This is a genomic window from Paenibacillus alkalitolerans (assembly GCF_016482785.1).
Taxonomy (GTDB): Bacteria; Bacillota; Bacilli; order Paenibacillales; family YIM-B00363; genus Paenibacillus_AE; species Paenibacillus_AE alkalitolerans.
The window spans coordinates 126138-143325 of sequence record NZ_JAEMXM010000015.1 but is presented as its reverse complement, the minus strand read 5'-3'; the positions used below and the strand labels follow the sequence as shown (position 1 = coordinate 143325).

The 17188-nt window shown below is 52.6% G+C and carries 14 protein-coding genes; 11 read left to right on the top strand and 3 right to left on the bottom strand.

Annotated elements, in window-relative coordinates; genetic code table 11:
- Positions 1 to 290: 290 nt before the first annotated feature.
- Positions 291 to 2045, bottom strand: a complete 1755-nt coding sequence (locus JET16_RS20695) for a sensor histidine kinase (protein ID WP_199619885.1) — start codon at positions 2043 to 2045, stop codon at positions 291 to 293.
- Positions 2042 to 3655, bottom strand: coding sequence for a response regulator transcription factor (locus tag JET16_RS20690; RefSeq protein WP_199619883.1), 1614 nt, complete (start codon positions 3653 to 3655; stop codon positions 2042 to 2044). Before JET16_RS20690 ends, JET16_RS20695 begins: the two co-directional genes overlap by 4 nt.
- Before the next feature lie 182 nt (positions 3656 to 3837).
- Here JET16_RS20690 and JET16_RS20685 point away from each other — a divergent pair, with 182 nt between their 5' ends.
- The 11 genes from JET16_RS20685 to JET16_RS30920 all read left to right on the top strand — a co-directional run bounded on the left by JET16_RS20685 (position 3838) and on the right by JET16_RS30920 (position 16287).
- Positions 3838 to 5190, top strand: a complete 1353-nt coding sequence (locus JET16_RS20685; protein WP_233531978.1) for an ABC transporter substrate-binding protein — start codon at positions 3838 to 3840, stop codon at positions 5188 to 5190.
- 71 nt (positions 5191 to 5261) lie between these two features.
- Positions 5262 to 6266, top strand: a complete 1005-nt coding sequence (locus JET16_RS20680; RefSeq protein ID WP_233531976.1) for a carbohydrate ABC transporter permease — start codon at positions 5262 to 5264, stop codon at positions 6264 to 6266.
- A complete protein-coding gene (locus JET16_RS20675; protein WP_233531974.1) occupies positions 6263 to 7090 on the top strand; it encodes a carbohydrate ABC transporter permease in 828 nt (275 codons plus the stop codon). Before JET16_RS20680 ends, JET16_RS20675 begins: the two co-directional genes overlap by 4 nt.
- A gap of 133 nt (positions 7091 to 7223) precedes the next feature.
- A complete protein-coding gene (locus JET16_RS20670; RefSeq protein ID WP_199619882.1) occupies positions 7224 to 7769 on the top strand; it encodes a solute carrier family 23 protein in 546 nt (181 codons plus the stop codon).
- Between the two features lie 275 nt (positions 7770 to 8044).
- A complete protein-coding gene (locus JET16_RS20665; protein ID WP_199619881.1) occupies positions 8045 to 8983 on the top strand; it encodes an aldo/keto reductase family protein in 939 nt (312 codons plus the stop codon).
- Positions 8984 to 9243: 260 nt separating this feature from the next.
- Positions 9244 to 10518 (top strand): ABC transporter substrate-binding protein, encoded by a 1275-nt coding sequence (locus JET16_RS20660; protein ID WP_199619880.1) that lies wholly within the window; start codon positions 9244 to 9246, stop codon positions 10516 to 10518.
- Between the two features lie 495 nt (positions 10519 to 11013).
- A complete protein-coding gene (locus JET16_RS20655; RefSeq protein ID WP_199619879.1) occupies positions 11014 to 13635 on the top strand; it encodes a putative bifunctional diguanylate cyclase/phosphodiesterase in 2622 nt (873 codons plus the stop codon).
- Positions 13632 to 14900, top strand: a complete 1269-nt coding sequence (locus tag JET16_RS20650; RefSeq protein ID WP_233531973.1) for an ABC transporter substrate-binding protein — start codon at positions 13632 to 13634, stop codon at positions 14898 to 14900. The genes JET16_RS20655 and JET16_RS20650 overlap by 4 nt, the downstream gene beginning before the upstream one ends.
- Before the next feature lie 295 nt (positions 14901 to 15195).
- Entirely contained in the window at positions 15196 to 15498 is a 303-nt protein-coding gene (locus JET16_RS30930) for a beta-galactosidase (RefSeq protein ID WP_325176744.1), read from the top strand.
- A complete protein-coding gene (locus JET16_RS30925; protein ID WP_325176743.1) occupies positions 15489 to 16097 on the top strand; it encodes a beta-galactosidase in 609 nt (202 codons plus the stop codon). Before JET16_RS30930 ends, JET16_RS30925 begins: the two co-directional genes overlap by 10 nt.
- A gap of 79 nt (positions 16098 to 16176) precedes the next feature.
- Entirely contained in the window at positions 16177 to 16287 is a 111-nt protein-coding gene (locus JET16_RS30920; RefSeq protein WP_325176745.1) for a beta-galactosidase, read from the top strand.
- An 86-nt stretch (positions 16288 to 16373) separates the two neighbouring features.
- On the opposite strand, the gene JET16_RS20640 is transcribed toward JET16_RS30920, so the two are convergent.
- On the bottom strand, positions 16374 to 17180 hold the full coding sequence (locus JET16_RS20640; RefSeq protein ID WP_199619877.1) for a NaeI family type II restriction endonuclease: 807 nt from the start codon (positions 17178 to 17180) through the stop codon (positions 16374 to 16376).
- Between the last annotated feature and the right edge of the window lie 8 nt (positions 17181 to 17188).

The following is a 17188-nucleotide window of genomic DNA, read 5'->3' as shown; positions in this document are numbered from 1 at the left end:
ACGGTGGTTCACGGATGAACCACGTTGTGCCGAAGTGAAACCGAGGCGGGCCTATAGGTCTGAAAAAGTGTTCTCCCACTCTCCCTTTCAATCAGAAAATAGAGGCGGTGACTCATACCGATTCGGGTTAGAAAATGAGGCGATAACTCAAACCGACTCGGAGTAACGAAGTGTGCTATCTTCTGAGGCTAGGGGATAGTGAGCGAACGATTTTTTCGACGGGGGTTGCAAACGGTGATCCGATCGCTTGCAACGGTAAAGATTTTCCGCTGCGCCGCGCCGGCGCCGCTCTAGGTTGTACTGGCGGCGGCGCCGGACAGGGCGGGCAGCTCGATGTGAACCTTCGTGCCCGCGCCCGGGGCGCTGTCGATGCGGATGGCCGATTGTCCCCCGAATAAGTGCTCTAGCCTCTTCTTCGTGTTGGACAAGCCGATTCGCCGCAAGCTCGAGCTTTTGCCGCCGCCGCCGGCAGCGTCGCCGCCTCCATAGCCGCTGTCCGGTTTGTCCCATATTTTTGCAAGCTGCCCGCTTTCCATGCCGACTCCGTCGTCCTCCACCGTAACGTGAAGCATCCCGCCTGACGCCGCCGCGCAGATTTTTACCGTACCTCTCGCATCCTTCGGGCAAATTCCGTGGAATATCGCGTTCTCGATGAAAGGCTGGATCAAATAGCGGGGAACCAGGCAGTCCAGCGCGGCGGGATCGATATGCCACTCGAAATCGAACATATCCGTATACCGGTACGACTGAACGACGACGTAGTCCTTGAGCAGGCGGATTTCGCCTTCCAGCGGAACCAACGCCTGCCCGCCGCCGAGCTTGGCGGCATCCTGCAGCACGCGGATGAACGAGCCGACCATGCGAACGATGTCGCGGTCACCTTTTCTTTGCGCCATATAGATGACCGCGTTTAACGTGTTGTACACGAAGTGGGGGTTCAACTGGGACAGAAGCAGCTCCAATTCCATCTCGCGTTTCTCCTGCTCATGCCGGATCGACTCCTCCAGATGAAGTCGAAGCTGCTCGATCATCCGGTTGAAGCCTTGGCCCAGCTTCTCGAGCTCGTCTCCGGTATGTATCGACACCGACGCTTGCAGATTGCCGTTCGAAACGGCGTTCGTTGCGTGGTAAAGCTGCATGATCGGCTTCGTAATCCGGAATATCGCCGGCATCATCAGCAGCAGGATGAGCGCCGTGCTTGTCAGCGAGAAGACGGCAAGCAAGTAGATGACGATCTTCCCGCGTTCCATCATCGTCCGCCAGCCGGTGAATGCCGCGAGGCTCCAGTTGGTGCCCTCAATCCGCTCCTTCGTCAGGCCGCCGCCGCCAGCGCTAGCATCGCCGGCACTCGCCATTCCTCCCCTCTCGTACAGCACGCGCCCCTCATCATCCGTCCATAGAAATCCGTCGAAATCCGCGCTCCCCAGATCCAAGAAAGCTTCGAAGGCGGCATAATCCAGATTCAGGATAAGCTCCCCGATTTCGCGTCCCGGCGATTGGATATCCCTGATCTTCACGATCAGGCTGATCGTTTTGCTCTTCTTGGATGTGTTGCCGTTAGGAATCATCATGTGCGGCTCCGTGAACATGTAAGTATGGCCGGATCCGGCATACTCCGTATACCACGGCTCTTTCATAATTACTTTAAAATAATCGTCAAATCTCGCCTCGCTCCAAAACACTTCCCCGCTCCGCAGCACAAACGTAAAGCTCCGCACCTCCTTGCGCAACCCTCTATTATCGTTGACATAACTAATCGTGTCGTCGAGCAAGGCAAACTTGCCGAACGTATCCGCTTTGTCGAAATCTTTATAGAACGTCTGCAGCCGATCGGAAATGATGAGCGTAGAAGAGAATTTGACGATGTCGTCGAACATATATTGCAGCTGCCTGGCGGTTTGCCGGAGCTTCGCTTCGTCGTCTTCTATCAATTGGCGCACCAGAATCGTTTGATAGTAATAGTAAGTGAAGCCGGCGGACAGCAAGAAGCTCACGGCCGCAACGATCCAAATCCGGCGCAGTATGACGGTGCGCAAGCTTCTCATGACGGGAAGGCTCCGTCCCTGTATTGATGCGGAAGGACGCCGGTCATTCTCTTGAACACTTGGCTGAAGTGCTGCGGAGAACGATAGCCGACGCGCGCCGCGACTTCGGTCATCTTAATGTGCTCCCGCCGCAAAATTTTTTTCGCCTGATGAATGCGGGTCTCGGTTAAATAATCCAGGAAGGTGCGGCCGAGCTCTCTCTTGAACAATTGATGAAGATACGAGGCGCTGATCCCGGTCGCAAACGCCGCGTCCTCGATGCCGATCTCCTCATCGAAGTGCTCATGGATGAACCGGAGCGCATGGAGCAGCTTCGATGAAAGCCGGTCCGGCACATGATCTCCCGCGCATAGACCGCAATACAGATCAACGAACCGTTCCCTGATTTCATCGACATGGTAAGCCGGGCAACATTCATTCTTGTCCAAAGGATCCACCGCAGTCATCCCCTTCATCGTACGCCTTTCATTCAGCAAGCCGGTCAGTGCACTAACGAGCTCATATAACCCTCGAATATCCCAGCAAGGCTGGAGGACGCTGTCGAATAATCGGATGATAGAGTTCTCGATTTCGTCGCGGCGTTTCCCGTCCAAGCTTTCGATTAAAGCTTCGAAGCGGCCTGTGCGGGAAGAGAAGGAGTTCGGCTCGGGGATCGCAGCCAGAATATCGTCCGCGCACACGACCGCCTCACGGCCGAAGAATACTGAATAACCGGCGGCCGCAATAACCCGGCGGAAGGCGGAAGCAAGCGATGAAGCTTCATCAACGTGCAAAGTATAAAAGATGGAATAGGTATTGGCGTGCTTTTGCCGCAGATGGGATTGGATGCCGGAGAGCAGAGACCAAAACGTGTCCCCCATGAAAGCGGCAGCTTTGTTCTTCGGTGTAAACACGGCGGCATATTGGCTGACGTCGACCGGGAACTCACCGAGCAGCAGCCATTCCGCGCGGTGCTCGCAATAAAGCTTCATATCCTCGCCGTTCCATGGGGCGGCGATTGCGGGACCGGCGGCGGTCGGAGGGATCGGGGAGAACGGGGTGTCCCGCTGAATCAGCACGAGCGCGAAGGGCGGCTTCATGCCGACAGGCAGCAGATCGGTCCGGTCCGGTCGGTAGTTCCGGTCAGGCAGCTCGGGCCTGCGGGTCCGTTCAGGCCAATCGTTCCGGCGATCCGCATCCATTACGATCTCCTTAAGCCGCTCGTTCCGCTCCCGTCTTCTCTGCCGTTCGTCCGCTTCCCACGCCGCCCGAGCCTTGTTCAGCTCGCGCAGCAGCTTGTCCGGGTCCACTTCATGCTTGACCAAATAGCTGATGACATTGCCCAGCGATATCGCCTGCCGGGCGTAGTGGAAATCCTCGTATGCGCTCATAACGATGCATTTTGCACCCAGATCCTTCTCATTAATTGCCCGGATCAGCTCGAGGCCGTCCATGGCGGGCATCCGGATGTCGATCATCATGATTTGAGGGCGCAGCTCCTCGCATAAGCGGAGCGCGCTCTTGCCGTTCGTGGCGGCAGCCGCAATTTCAAAGCCGTGACGTTCCCATGGAATGAGATGCTTGATATGCTCAATGGCGATTCGCTCATCGTCGACCAGTACGACTCTCATGTGACTTGTCCACCTCGATGCGCAGGATTGTACTACGATTATATCTCACAGCGGAAAGCGGCCGGCAACGGGATTGCAGAAATGCGACCAAAAGTGTAGAAATGCTATGTTTACGCTTACATTTCCTAAACGGTAACATTGGAAGCGGATACAATTTATCGAACGATAAGGGAGGCTCTCGAATGATGATTGGACGCAAAGCCATACAACGAATTGCTCTTGCCGTGTCTTTGACGCTGCTGCTCGGATTGCTGTCCGCATGCGGAGGAGGCGGCGGCGGAGCCGGAGGCGCTTCGCAGGATGCCGGCACGGAACCGGCGGCCGGCAGCGAAGGAACGTCGGGAAGCTCCGGGAAGGATCTGAAAGGCGAGTTCGTGCTTTGGACTTGGGAACCCGAGCATCCTACCGCATTGGCCGCATTTAACGAGAAGTATCCCGACATTAAGATGAAGGTCGTCAACGTGTCCGCCGGAGACGTGACGAAGAAGCTGCAGACGACGATCGCTTCGGGCGGCGAGCTGCCGGACGTCATCCGGATCGAAGCGGGGCAAAAGGCGAAAATTTTCGATATGGACATCCTTCAACCGTTGGACGAGCCGCCTTATGTTGCGGATTCATCGCTGCTGTTCGATTACGACGTCAATGCGTTCACCGTAGACGGGAAACTCGTTGCGATTCCGGACGATATGAGCCTGTCCGGGATGGCGTTCATTAAACCGCTGGCGAAAGAATATTTAGGCACGGACAACCCGGAAGAGCTGGAAGCGATGTTCCCGGATTGGGAGTCGTTCATCGAGAAAGGCAAAGAAGTCGTTGCGAAGAGCGGAGGCAAAGTGAAAATGCTGCCGGGCCTCGGAGACGTTCATTCCTTCATCAAAAATCAGCGCCCGGGACCGTACTTTGACGGAGATAAGCTCAATACGGACGTATTGAAATCGGTCATCACGGACCTCGTCAACTTCCGCGACTCCGGCGTCGTCGACAAGCTGGACCAGTGGACGCCAGCTTGGAACGCCGCTTTCGGCTCGGAGAAATACATCTTCGCCGTATGTCCGATTTGGATGCCGCAGTACGTCATCGGACCGAACGACAAGAACCCGCCCCGGTGGGGCTTGATGGTCGCTCCCGAGGGAGGGTTCATATTCGGCGGCTCCTCCCACGGCATCCCGAAGGGCGCGAAGAACGGCGAGCTCGCGTGGAAGTGGATCGAGTTCACCTCGATGACGCAGGAAGGCGCGGAAGCGCAAAAGAAAGACGGCGTATTTACGCACTATAAGCCGGCTTACGACGATTCGGCGTTCACGCAGTGGCATTGGGAGAACTTTGGCGAGCAAGATATCGGCGAGAAATATTTCGTCGACATATCCGCATCGACGAAGACGGTGACAGAGAACGTTAACGACCTCCTGTTGAACGAAGTGATGAGCATCGTCATCCAGACGTTGGCGAAGGACGAATCGTTCGGCGTCGACGAAGCGATGGACCGGGTGAAGCAAGAATTGAAAGCGAAAGCGCCGAACATTACCGTAGAGTAAGCGGGGCTGGATTGGCGGGAGCGGCTGCGGTTTCGGGCCGCTCTTTATTTTCCGAAGGAGGCAACCGAAGGTTGTCCGCGAAGGTAACAGCGAAGCAACGAGGCAACCGAAGGTTGTCCGCGAAGGTAAAACCGAAGCAAAGGAGCGTGAACCATCTTATGATCACTGCCAAACGAAAATGGGTGCCGTACTTCTTCCTATCCCCCTATCTGCTGTTTTACTTGGCGTTCGGCCTCGTCCCGATCGTGTTTTCATTCTATGTCAGCTTGACGAGCTGGGACGGCATCGGCGAGAAGACGTTCGTCGGCCTCGAAAATTACAAATTTCTGTTCAATTCCGACTCCTACTTTTTCCAATCGGTCGGCAACACGCTGTTCTTCACCGTCATCACGCTGCCGCTCCAAATCGCGCTCGGGCTGCTGCTGGCGTCGCTGCTGTACAGCCGGTGGGTGAAGTGGAGGGCATTTTTCCAGCTGATCAATTTCCTGCCTTATATCGTCACGCCGGTGGCGGTCGGGCTCATGTTCAACCTGCTGTTCGACTGGCAGGCGGGGTTCGTAAACAAGGTGCTGCTGCATTTCGGCTTGGTCGAGGAAGGCATCTATTGGCTCGGCGAAGCGGGATACGCCCGGATGGTCATTATTGTGATGCTCTTTTGGAAAGGATTCGGCTACACCATGATCTTCTACTTGGCGGGGCTCGCGAACATTCCGAAGGATTTGCACGAAGCGGCTGAAGTGGACGGGGCGTCGGCGATGAAGGTGTTCTTCTCGATTACGCTTCCGCTGCTCAAGCCGGTTACGGCGTTCATCGTCATTACGGGCATCATCGGCGGCTTTCAGCTGCTCGAGGAACCGATGCTGCTGCTCGGCGGAAGCGGCCAAGGCTCGAGCATCGCGGTCATCGGCGGACCCGATCGCTGCTGTCTGACGACCGTGTGGAACATGTACGACACCGCCTTCGGCAGCACGACTCGCTACGGTCTCGGCGCCGCGATCGCGTACGGGCTGTGCGTCATCATCGCCGTCTTCTCGTTCCTCGGGGTGCGGATGTACAGGGGGGATCAGACGGAATGAATATGAAAACCAACACGCTGCGCACCTTACTCGCCACCGGCTCGATCGCATTGCTGTCTGTGTTCGCGCTGTTACCTTTTTATATCATGATCATTATGGGCACTCACCAGAACGAGGATCTGTTCACCAAGATCGTGCTCACCCCCGGCAATTATTTACTTGAAAATTTGAAAACGGTGTCCGAAAGCCGGTTCGATCTCGCGTACATGAACAGCATCATCGTCTCCGTCACGAGCACCGTCGCTTCGGTGTTCGTCAGCGCCTTCGCGGGATATGCGTTCGCCAAGCACGAATTTAAGTACAAAAATAAAATATTCGCCGGTATCCTGCTCACGATGATGATCCCCGGCCAGCTCGGGCTCGTCGCGTACGTCATCGAGATGCGGTACTTGGGGCTGTCGGGCACGCTGCTACCGCTCGTGCTGCCGTTCGTGGCAAACGCGTTCGGCGTGTATTGGATGACGCAGTTCATGAAGGGCGCGATTCCGACCGAGGTGCTGGAAAGCGCGAGAATCGACGGCTGCTCCGACATCGGGATCTTCTTCCAGATCGTGCTGTCGTTCATATATCCGGCGATTACGACGCTGTCGCTGCTCGTATTCTTATGGTCCTGGAACAACTACCTGCTGCCGTTGATTATTATCAACAATCCGGATTTGTTCACGATTCCGCTCGGGATCACCTCGTTGGGCCGGGCGTACCGCACCGACTTGGCCGCTCAAATTCTCGGGTTGACGATCGGCACGCTTCCGGTGTTGATATTGTTCGCTGTCGGGTCGAAGAGCTTCATCCGCGGGTTGACCGCAGGGTCGGTGAAGGGTTGAATTCGTTTAAACTTCAAAGTTAAGAGCGTCCTCCTTGCCATGATGGGTTTTAAGGGCACTGACCCGTTGAAACCCTCATCTTGCAAGGGACGCTCCTTTTTATTGTGCGACTTTACCGTCTGTTCCTTAAAAGGTGTTAAATATTAAAGTACATTTGGATCGCCCGCCTGAAATAGCGGCTTCGCAGACGGGAGGTTGGCTGGAACGAACATTTAAATTAAAACAATTTAATACGAATGTTCGTACGGAAGCGATTGCCGGATTAACTACCTTTATTACAATGGCTTATATAATTATCGTTAATCCCAACATTATTCAAGCTTCCGGAATGCCGGTAGGGGCCGTAATGGTCTCGACGATTTTAGTAGCGGCGATTTTTACGATATTTATGGGGCTTTATGCAAAGAGACCGTTTGCTTTGGCGCCGGGTATGGGAAGCAATGCGTTCTTTGCTTTTACGATTGTTGCCGGAGGAATGGCAACGTGGCAAACCGGATTAGGGATGGTCTTTATATCCGGCGTCTTGTTTCTGATATTAACGCTTATTGGGATCCGGGATGCCATTGCCAACGCGATTTTTAGCCTACGTCATTACAAAAATTATCGCCGGGAAAACGAAGGAGATCCCCGTTCCGCTTCTCGTGCTATGTATCCCGTTAATATATTTCTTGATAATTAAATAAGCGAACTCTTTGTTTCAAAATGTGTTCTCCCCCTCTCCCGTTCAGCCTACTTAAGTTTAGGTAACTAGATAATGATTGTACATTAAGTAAACTATTTTTCACTCCTTCTCGAAAGAAAAGCTTTATTTTATAATGAAACAAGCAAACTGAAAGCGTTTTTCCTCGGGGGGTGATCTCTGGGAAGCAGGCGCAGCTCACGCAGGGGCGTACAGTCATGCCCGCCCACATTTGTGGAAACTGCTACAAAAAACTAAAAATGGAGGGAGAAGACATGAAATACCGGAAATTAGGCGGAAGCGGTTTGAAAGTTAGTGAAATTAGTTTAGGGAGCTGGCTTACTTACGGCGGATATGTTGAGCAAGAAAATGCGTTGAATGCCATACACAAAGCGTATGAACTAGGCATCAATTTTTTCGATACGGCGAACGTTTACGAGCGTGGTGCAGCTGAAAAGGTGATGGGGGAGGCATTGAAGAATTACCCCCGCGACTCCTGCGTGTTGGCAACGAAGGTGTTTGGGAAGATGGGCGACGGCCCGAATGATCGAGGATTGTCCCGCAAGCACGTGTTTGAGCAGCTGCATGCCAGCTTGAACAGATTAGGAACGGATTACGTGGATATTTATTATTGCCACCGTTACGACCCCGAAACACCGGTCGAGGAAACGCTGCACACGATCGACGACCTGGTGACTCAAGGCAAGATTCTGTATGCGGGGGTCAGCGAATGGACAGCGGCACAAATGGCTGAAGCGCTGGCTATTGCGGACAAATATCTTCTTGACCGCATTGTCGTTAATCAGCCGGTATACAATATGTTCAACCGATATATCGAGAAGGAAATCATTCCGTTCGGGGAGCAAAAAGGTATCGGACAAGTCGTTTTCTCGCCGCTCGCACAAGGTTTATTGACAGGGAAGTACAAGTCTGCAGCTGATATTCCGGAAGACAGCCGCGCGGCAAAGATTGAGGGGATGCGCAAAGGTATTTCTGAAGAAAAAATATCTAAAGTAAATCAGCTGTCTGCGATCGCCGGCGAATTGAATGTTACGGTCGGCCAGCTCGCGCTCGCTTGGGTTTTGCGCAAGCCGAACGTGGCTAGCGCTCTGGTCGGAGCCAGCCGTCCGCAGCAAATCGAAGAAAACGCTAAAGCCTCGGACATTGAGCTGTCCCAGGAAATCATAGATAAGATCGAAGCGATTATAGCTTAAACTTAGCCCGAACAACTGGCCGCGGCTGCTTTGCAATCGCCCTTCAGCTTGCCTTCTTGGCAAGGTGGAGGGCGATTTTCTTTATGAAACTGAGGATGACCTATGGTTCTCAAAAAAGTGTTCTGCCACTCTCCCGTTCAATCAGAAAATGGAGATGATGACTCATACCGATGCGGGGTTTAGAAAATGGGAGAGATAATTCAAACCGATTCGGGATGACAAACTGTGTTTTCTGAGGTTCGGGGGGGGGTTAATAAATTATGAAAAAGTTTGCACTCATCACGCTGGTGATTGTTGTGGCATTCATCGGCCCAGCCGGATGTTTCGGAGGAAGCAAAGCGGCACAAACCGGCGCCTCGGGAGAAGAAACTTCCGTAACCGCCGGTACCGGCAATGAACCCGACAGCGAGGTCGGCACAACGGTGAACGGCACGCCGGAGGACGAATTGTTTTTTTACACGGCGATGAACAAAATTTACGAGGAAGAAGAAAATTTTGAAAGACTGATCGGGCAGCACATCAGGAAGAAGTTTCCTAATATTAAGATTAAACATGTCCACTGGAACGACGGCACAAGATACGAGGATCTGATCGCCAAGGGCACGCTTCCCGACATTGTGTTGGAAGAAGTGCACCGCAACACGCACAGAATGATTGAGAAGTTTCAGATGGAATACGACATGTCCGACTTGATCAAAAAATACAATTTCGATACGAGCCGGCTCGATCCGGGAACAATGACGCTCGTTCAATCGGCGTCGGGCGGGAAGATTTACTCGCTGCCGTTCGAAATGGACGAATTCGCCCTTGTCTACAACAAGGACATCTTCGACAAGTTCGGCGAAGATTATCCGAAACTCGGCATGACGTATGACGAGGCTTACGAGCTGACGAAGAAAATGACCCGCCAGGATGGAGATGCGACGTACAAAGGCTATCAGCAGCATCCGAGCCATTATTCCTACTATAACCAGCTTGGCGAGCCGGTGTTGGACCCGAACGAAGACAAGGCATCTTACACGACGGATACTTGGGTGAAAATTGTAAACAACATGAGACGTTTCTATGAAATCGACGGGAACCAGTTCACCTCGACGTCGCACTTCCCCCAAGGACGAATGGCGATGTCGGTCGATACGATCGAAAATATTACGAAGTGGTCGCGCGAATATCCGGACTTGAATTTCGCTTTCGGCACCGTTCCCGTATTTCCGGAAGGCGCCGAATTCGAAATATATGCCCAACGTAAACGCCTTGTTCGTTACAAAACAATCCAACAAGAAGGATTTGGCCTTCCAGGTGATCGCGTATCTTCTTTCCGAAGAGGTGCAGATCGCCAGGTCCAAGGACGCCCTCATCGGTCCGTTGAACAGCGAAGCGGTGCAGAAGGCATTCGGACAAAATGTGCCGGAATTGCAAGGCAAGGACGTTCAAAATATTTTCGCCCTGAAGCCTGCCGTGCCCAAATCGCGCAAACCGGGCTTGACGTTTATCAATCCGGACACGTGGACTGCATTCAACAGATACATTTTTGAGGAGTCCAAAGATACTCCGACGGCGCTGCGGTTGGTTGAAGAAGATATGAACAAGAAGATCGACGAGACGAAACAGCTTAAAGAGGCGGGCGGCAATTGGTGGCAATGGTATTGACCGGTTGATGAGGACAGTTCCGTCGGAAAAGCGTTCTCTCATTCTCCCGTTCGTTCAGAAACAATAACTCGCACAAATCGCCGGGATCAAACAGCTGTGTTTCTGAGGCTCGGGTATAGCGGGACAACGGTTTCACGAAGCCCCGATCAAGCGGAGTTACATATTCACTGGATTAACGAATACCAAGAATGTTCAGCAACCGGCTGTTCGCCAGCCAAGATTAGCTTCAACGGGCTCCGCGCTTCAATCGAAGCGTTGGAGCTCTCTTTTTTGTTTCGGTGAGATGGGAGGAACTTGTCGATGCGTGTCGAAGTATCATATATGCATGGGACTTTAGGACTATGATAAAACTCTCATTCCGCACAACGGGGGCGCTTTCCATGACAACGCAGATTCCGATAAAGAAATATAAAGCGTTTACATCACTACTTTATATCATGTTGGGAGCTGCCGCATTTGTTTGCGACATTCGTCCATTGGGACTTGGGTTGGGGATGCAGTCGCATTTTGCCGGCCTGTTCTTCTTGATTACGTTACGAATATACGGCTGGAGACCGGCCGTGCTGCAGGTATTGCTTGTGCAGGCTGCGGCGGTGTCCGCACGTCCGGAAACGCTCATTATGAATGCGATTATACTTCTGGAGATTTTGTCGGTAACGGCGCTGTTCCGAAGCTTTGGTTCCAGGCGTCTCCTGCTGCCGGATTTGCTGTTCTGGGTGCTGTTGGGATTTCCGATCATTTTTCTCATCTACTATTTGCACAACGGCGCGATTGACCCGGGGCTTTGGATTTTTGCGATCCTTTTGCTCATAAACTGCTTGTTTAATGCGATGATCGCGGATGCTTGCGCCGCGTATTTGTCCATATTCCGGAAACGGCCGCTTGACGGTGCAAGGAAAACGAAAGTGATACGGCTGTCGCAAGTGCTGCGCCAACTCATGCTGTTCGGCATGATCGGCTCATCGTTCCTGTTTATGCTGAACACCGGGGAGAGCGTCGAACGAAATGTGCTTAACGAAATGGCGAATCAATCGGCGGAGCTGTCGGAGGCGCTGCGCCGGTCGTATCAATCGTTATCGCCGGAGCAGGTTCGGGCGCTTGAACTGCGCAGCGCGCTGCAATTGGGACATTTCCGGCAAGCAGTAGAGGCCACCTCTCTAACGCTGGCGGATCATGCGGTGCTGTACGGCAAACAAGGGGACCTGATCAAGCAGTTTGATTTCAACGGGCGGAAGATCGAGTTTCCCGATGTGACGGAGGGGAACGGGACCGTTTTGTCTCCATCGCTTCAGTATGTGCATCATCGAACGTCGGCGGTGGACATTCCCGGGATGAAATGGAAGAGCACGTGGTTTATCGAGCAGGTAAATCTCGAGCCGTTCACCTTGTATTTGAAGCTCGCGACCGATCGGTATGAACGGGAGATCGCCTTATACTATCTCTCCCAATCGGTGAACGTGCTGTATACGGTTTCGATTATTGGAATCTTTACTTTCTTCCTGCACCGGTCCGTTCTGCTGTCCATCGCGAAGCTCGCGGCCATGACCACGGATGTACCGGCGAAAATCAGGGAAGGAAGGCGGATTGACTGGCTGCACTCCAACATTGCGGAAATTCAGACGCTCATACATAACTTTCGCTCCGTTACCGAGAAGCTGAGCAGGATGCTGCAAGAATCCAGACAACTGGCGTATTACGACACACTCACCGGCCTGCCGAACCGGAGACATTTCAACGAGTATTTGGATGATGTGATGAATCGAAGTGAAGCTGGTCCCGATATTACGGCTGTTATGTTCATTGATTTGGACCGGTTCAAGCAAATTAACGATACGTTGGGCCATGGAATCGGGGATCGGCTGCTGCGGCAAGCGGCGGCTAAACTTTCGGACATCGTTGGAGAAAGAGCGTTCATCGCGCGCCTCGGCGGTGACGAGTTTGTCATTGTCGTATCCGGGACGAATGCGGGGGAAGCGGGACGGCTGGCCGAAGACGTGCTGCAAGGGCTGAACGAGGCGTTCCTCGTAGACGGCCACGAGCTGTTCGCAGCGGCAAGCATCGGGATCGCACTTGCGCCGAAAGACGGATCAACGGCTGAAGAAGCAGTGAAAAATGCGGACGCGGCCATGTACGTCGCCAAGCAGGAGGGCGGCAACGCATACCGATACCATTGCGAGCAGCAATCGGGAACACTGTCAGAAGCAATGGCCATCGAATTCGAGCTGCGCAAAGCGGTGGAGAGAGGCGGGCTCGCTTTATTTTATCAACCGATCGTGGATACCCGCAGCAATACAATTATCGGGGCCGAAGCGCTTCTTCGTTGGGATCACCCGACACTGGGTTGGGTCCCGCCTCTAAAGTTTATTCCGATAGCCGAAAGATGCGGCCTGATCGGTAGCATAGGGGAGTGGGTCATCCGCGAGGCGTGCCGGCAAAATAAAAGGTGGCTGGACGCAGGGCTCGGCCCGCTGCGGGTAGCCGTTAATCTGTCGCCCACGCAGCTAAGCCATCATAAGGTTGCCGAGTATGTGGAAGAAGTTTTGGAAGAAACGGGGCTGCCCGCGGATTCGCTCGATCTGGAGATCACCGAGGAAGTGTTCGTGAAGAATGCGGACATCATCATCGAGGAGCTAAACCGTCTCCGGGGGCAAGGTGTGCGTGTGTGGATCGATGATTTCGGCACAGGCTATTCGTCTCTAAGCATGCTGAAGAAGCTCCCGGTGAACGGCTTTAAGATTGACCGGTCCTTCGTCCGGGGGATCGCGGAGGATACGGATCATCTTGCGATTGTGCAGACCGTCGTAGCCTTGGCCCATATTCGCGGTTGGAGCGTCATCGGCGAAGGTGTGGAAGGTCAAGCGGAGATGGACATTCTCGCAAGCTTGCAATGCGACTATCAGCAGGGATACTTTCATGGCAAACCGATGCCGGGCGATCAATTCACGGAGCTGCTGCAGCGGGAGACGGTGAAAATATTGAGCTTCGGAGGGGAGCGCCCATGAGATGGAGCTTGAGTTTGAGGTTGAGCGGAGTGTGTCTCATCTTAAGGATAGTTTTGGTGCTTGTTTTGGCGCTTGCTCTGACCGGTTGTAAGGCGGCGCGGTGGGCGTCGGTCGATGGTACTGCTTCGGAGGCCGGTACGCTTCGCGCCGACGGCGGCGAAAAAGGCGGCGATAATAAGCATCTGCGCATCCAGGCTTTCTTTGACGAACAGACTGAGATTGTCGATTCCTTCCGCAAGGCGAATCCGGACATCACCGTAGAATGGATTAAAGCGGACGGCGATTTCCTTGACGGGTTGATGTCGGATTCGCCACCCGACCTGCTCATTGTCGACAACGGCCGAATCCGGGAGATCAACGATATGGATATATTCGAGGATTTGGGCGGAGCGCTGTATAGTGGGGCTTCGTCCATGCAATCGTGGTTTCCTGAGCTGCACCTGGAGCCGTACCGGTCGCTGGACGGCAAGAAGCTGATCGCGATCCCGAAGGACGTTCCGTTGAACTTTACGTTTTATCGTGCGGACATCCTCGAGAAGTACGGCTTCCCTTCGGAACCGGAGGCGCTCGCACGCTACCTGGAGGATTCGCAGAGCTGGCTGGAGATGGCTAAGGTTCTTCACGCGCATAACCATTGGATATTCAGCTATCAATCGGATCCGGTGTATGTGGTATCCAATAGCTTCGGGTATTTTGGCAGGGATGGGAGCTTTGTCCGGAATAATGAGTCGATGGTCGCGGCTATGGATATTGCCAAGGAAATAACGGAATCAGGGCTCGCTAGAAACTTAAATATATGGGATGAGAATGGGAAGAAAGCGATTGTCGATGACGAGATCGTTATGATTTATCTAGGCGAATGGGCTCGAAACTTGTTGCAGCAATGGGATCCGGAGCAGGCGGGTCATTGGCAGATGACGCGTCTTCCGTTGGGCCAGTTCTCCACGCAAGGCGGGGCTTCCTTCATGGTGCCGAAGAACGCCAAGAACAAGCTGGCGGCGTGGTCTTATATCGTGCACTCCATGGGAGAGGAGGCTGGCTATCGCGACAGCCTGAAGGGCAAGCACTGGTACGGCAAGTTGGCCGGGCGCTGGGTAACGCCGCTTGACCGGCGGGCGGAGGAGATTTGGGACAAAGAGATCAATGAAGCCCAGTATGCTATTGATAAATCTTCCGAAGAGATATTGGCCTCGATAGAAGAAAAGGTGACTTTTGCGCTGAATAAGGATTTGATGAATATGTATGAGGTTTCAGGCGGCCAGTAGTAAGCTAAGGCTTCACTCTTGCACTTTGATGTAAGCAACCTATAAAAGTGGATGAACCCCCCATACATGTCCGGTGCGAAAAAATCGATGAGACGAAACAGCTTAAAGAGGCGGGCGGCAATTGGTGGTAATGGTATTAATCGGTTGAGGGAGGCTCCCCCGTTTCACGGGAGGCCCCGCAGGGGAAGCGTAAAGGACGATTTCGATCCTTTGCGCTTCCTTTTTTGTCAATGCAGGATATGCGTCCGCCAAACACGAAAGTAAGTGACATTATTGAAAAAAGGGAGTGCGTTCCATGTTTGGTCGTCGCCGCAAGTCGATTCAGCAAAAGGAGATTCAACTAGGGTTTGCTATTATCCGGAGCATTGGCCGGAGTCGGTGGGAGGACGATTTCCGCAGAATGCGGGAGCTGCGGTTCTTCGTAATTCGCGTCGCCGAGTTCGCGTGGTCGTTGTTCGAGCTGGAGGAGGGAGTGTTCCGGTTCGACTTCTGGGGTCGCGTATTGGATTTGGCGCATAAGCACGGTTTGAAGGTCATCTTGGGCACACCGACGCCGCCGGCTTGGTTGTCTTGTCGTCCTAATATCTCGTGGTGCTGAATCTCGCTCTGGAAGGGACCGTGTTTCAGCATGGCGGGCGCCGACATTACAACTATAGCAGTCCTAAGTACCGTGAGCTGTGTGGGCGCGTGGTGGAGAAGATGGCCGAGCGGTACGGCAGCCATCCCGCGGTGATCGGGTGGCAAATCGACAACGAGTTCAACTGCGAGATCAGCGTGTTTTATTCTGAGGCCGACCACCGCGCGTTCTGCGAATGGCTGAAGCGGCGGTACGGCAGCTTGGACGAGCTGAACCGGGTTTGGGGAACCGTGTTCTGGAACCAAACTTACACCGATTGGGAGCAGGTTCACCTGCTGCGCCCGACCGTGTCGGACAGCCCGAACCCGCACCAGGCGATTGATGAGAAACGTTTTATATCGGGTAACACGATTTCGTTCGCTCAGCTGCAGGCGGATATTATCCGAAAGCATGCTTCAGCGAATCAATGGATCACGACGAACGGATTGTTCGGGCATCTGGACAGCCATGAGCTGGCCGATCGTGTGTTGGATTTCTTTCTTACGACTCGTATCCACAATTCGCGTCGATTTCTCCTGTTGTTGAGGAAGAGCCGCTTGCGGACCGGGGTTGGAGTTTGAATTTAAGTGTGGTGCGGTCAATCTCCCCGAACTTCTGCATCATGGAGAGCAGTCCGGTCCGGGCGGATGGGTGAACAAGATGGAGATGCCGTCGCCGCGTCCGGGACAGATGCGGTTGTGGACGCACCAATCGATTATGCATGGAACGGATTTGTTGTTGTATTTCCGCTGGCGGACCGCCCGGAGGTAATCAAATGACGACTAGCCAAGAAAGAGTAAGAACAAAAGAAGTCAAAGTAAGGGGCTGAGCTCTGTTTTCAAAATAAGACTGCCAAACTAAGTCATCTTTGTTAGGCTGTATATCGAAATAAACTCTTCTTTTTTAATTGGATTTAGCCCATGAAGCGTAATCTGTTCATTATCATAACCGGAATAAATCATAATTCCTTCTTTTTCTAGAGCCCGGCGAGCATCACGAACTCGTTTTGATGAGTCTTTTTGCGAAGCAACGGATTCTATTGCAGCACTGTTAAAGACGATTTCAGGACACAGCCTAAACAACTCGTTGATTCTATCCTGTCCTGATTTATTGGCAAAAATTTTCTCAATTTTTTCAGAAGGTATCGATAATAGAACATTTCTTGGTAAGGCCCCTTCTTCAATCAACCAGTTAATTTTCTTTCGTCCGCTTTGATTAATTGTTCTTTTACCGTCACGATTCTTTCCCATATTTAACACATTGCTTGTGGTACGAATTAATCCTACTTGAAATGTTGATTTTTCGTCTTGTGCAGAAACTAATAAGCATAACTCATCGACAGCTTCTAATGGTATAGTCCAGTTTTTTCCGATTGTAAATTTAATATCCACATCGATTCCGGCAATGACTGTATCTAGCTTTTTTCCGTAGGGTAAATTTAAGTGATGTTGAATCATGTGTTGTACTTTTGTTCCAATGTATGTTTTTTCAGTTTTATCAATCTGGTCGATCGAGAATCTTCCAGTATATCGACCTGAAATAACCTCATCTATTGCGTGTCGTATTGCAGCAGCTACCTTTGATTCGAACCCACTAATACTTAATAAATGTTGTTTAACCCTTAGCAATTCAACATCTTCTGGCATAGATTCATAAACAGTCATATATTACA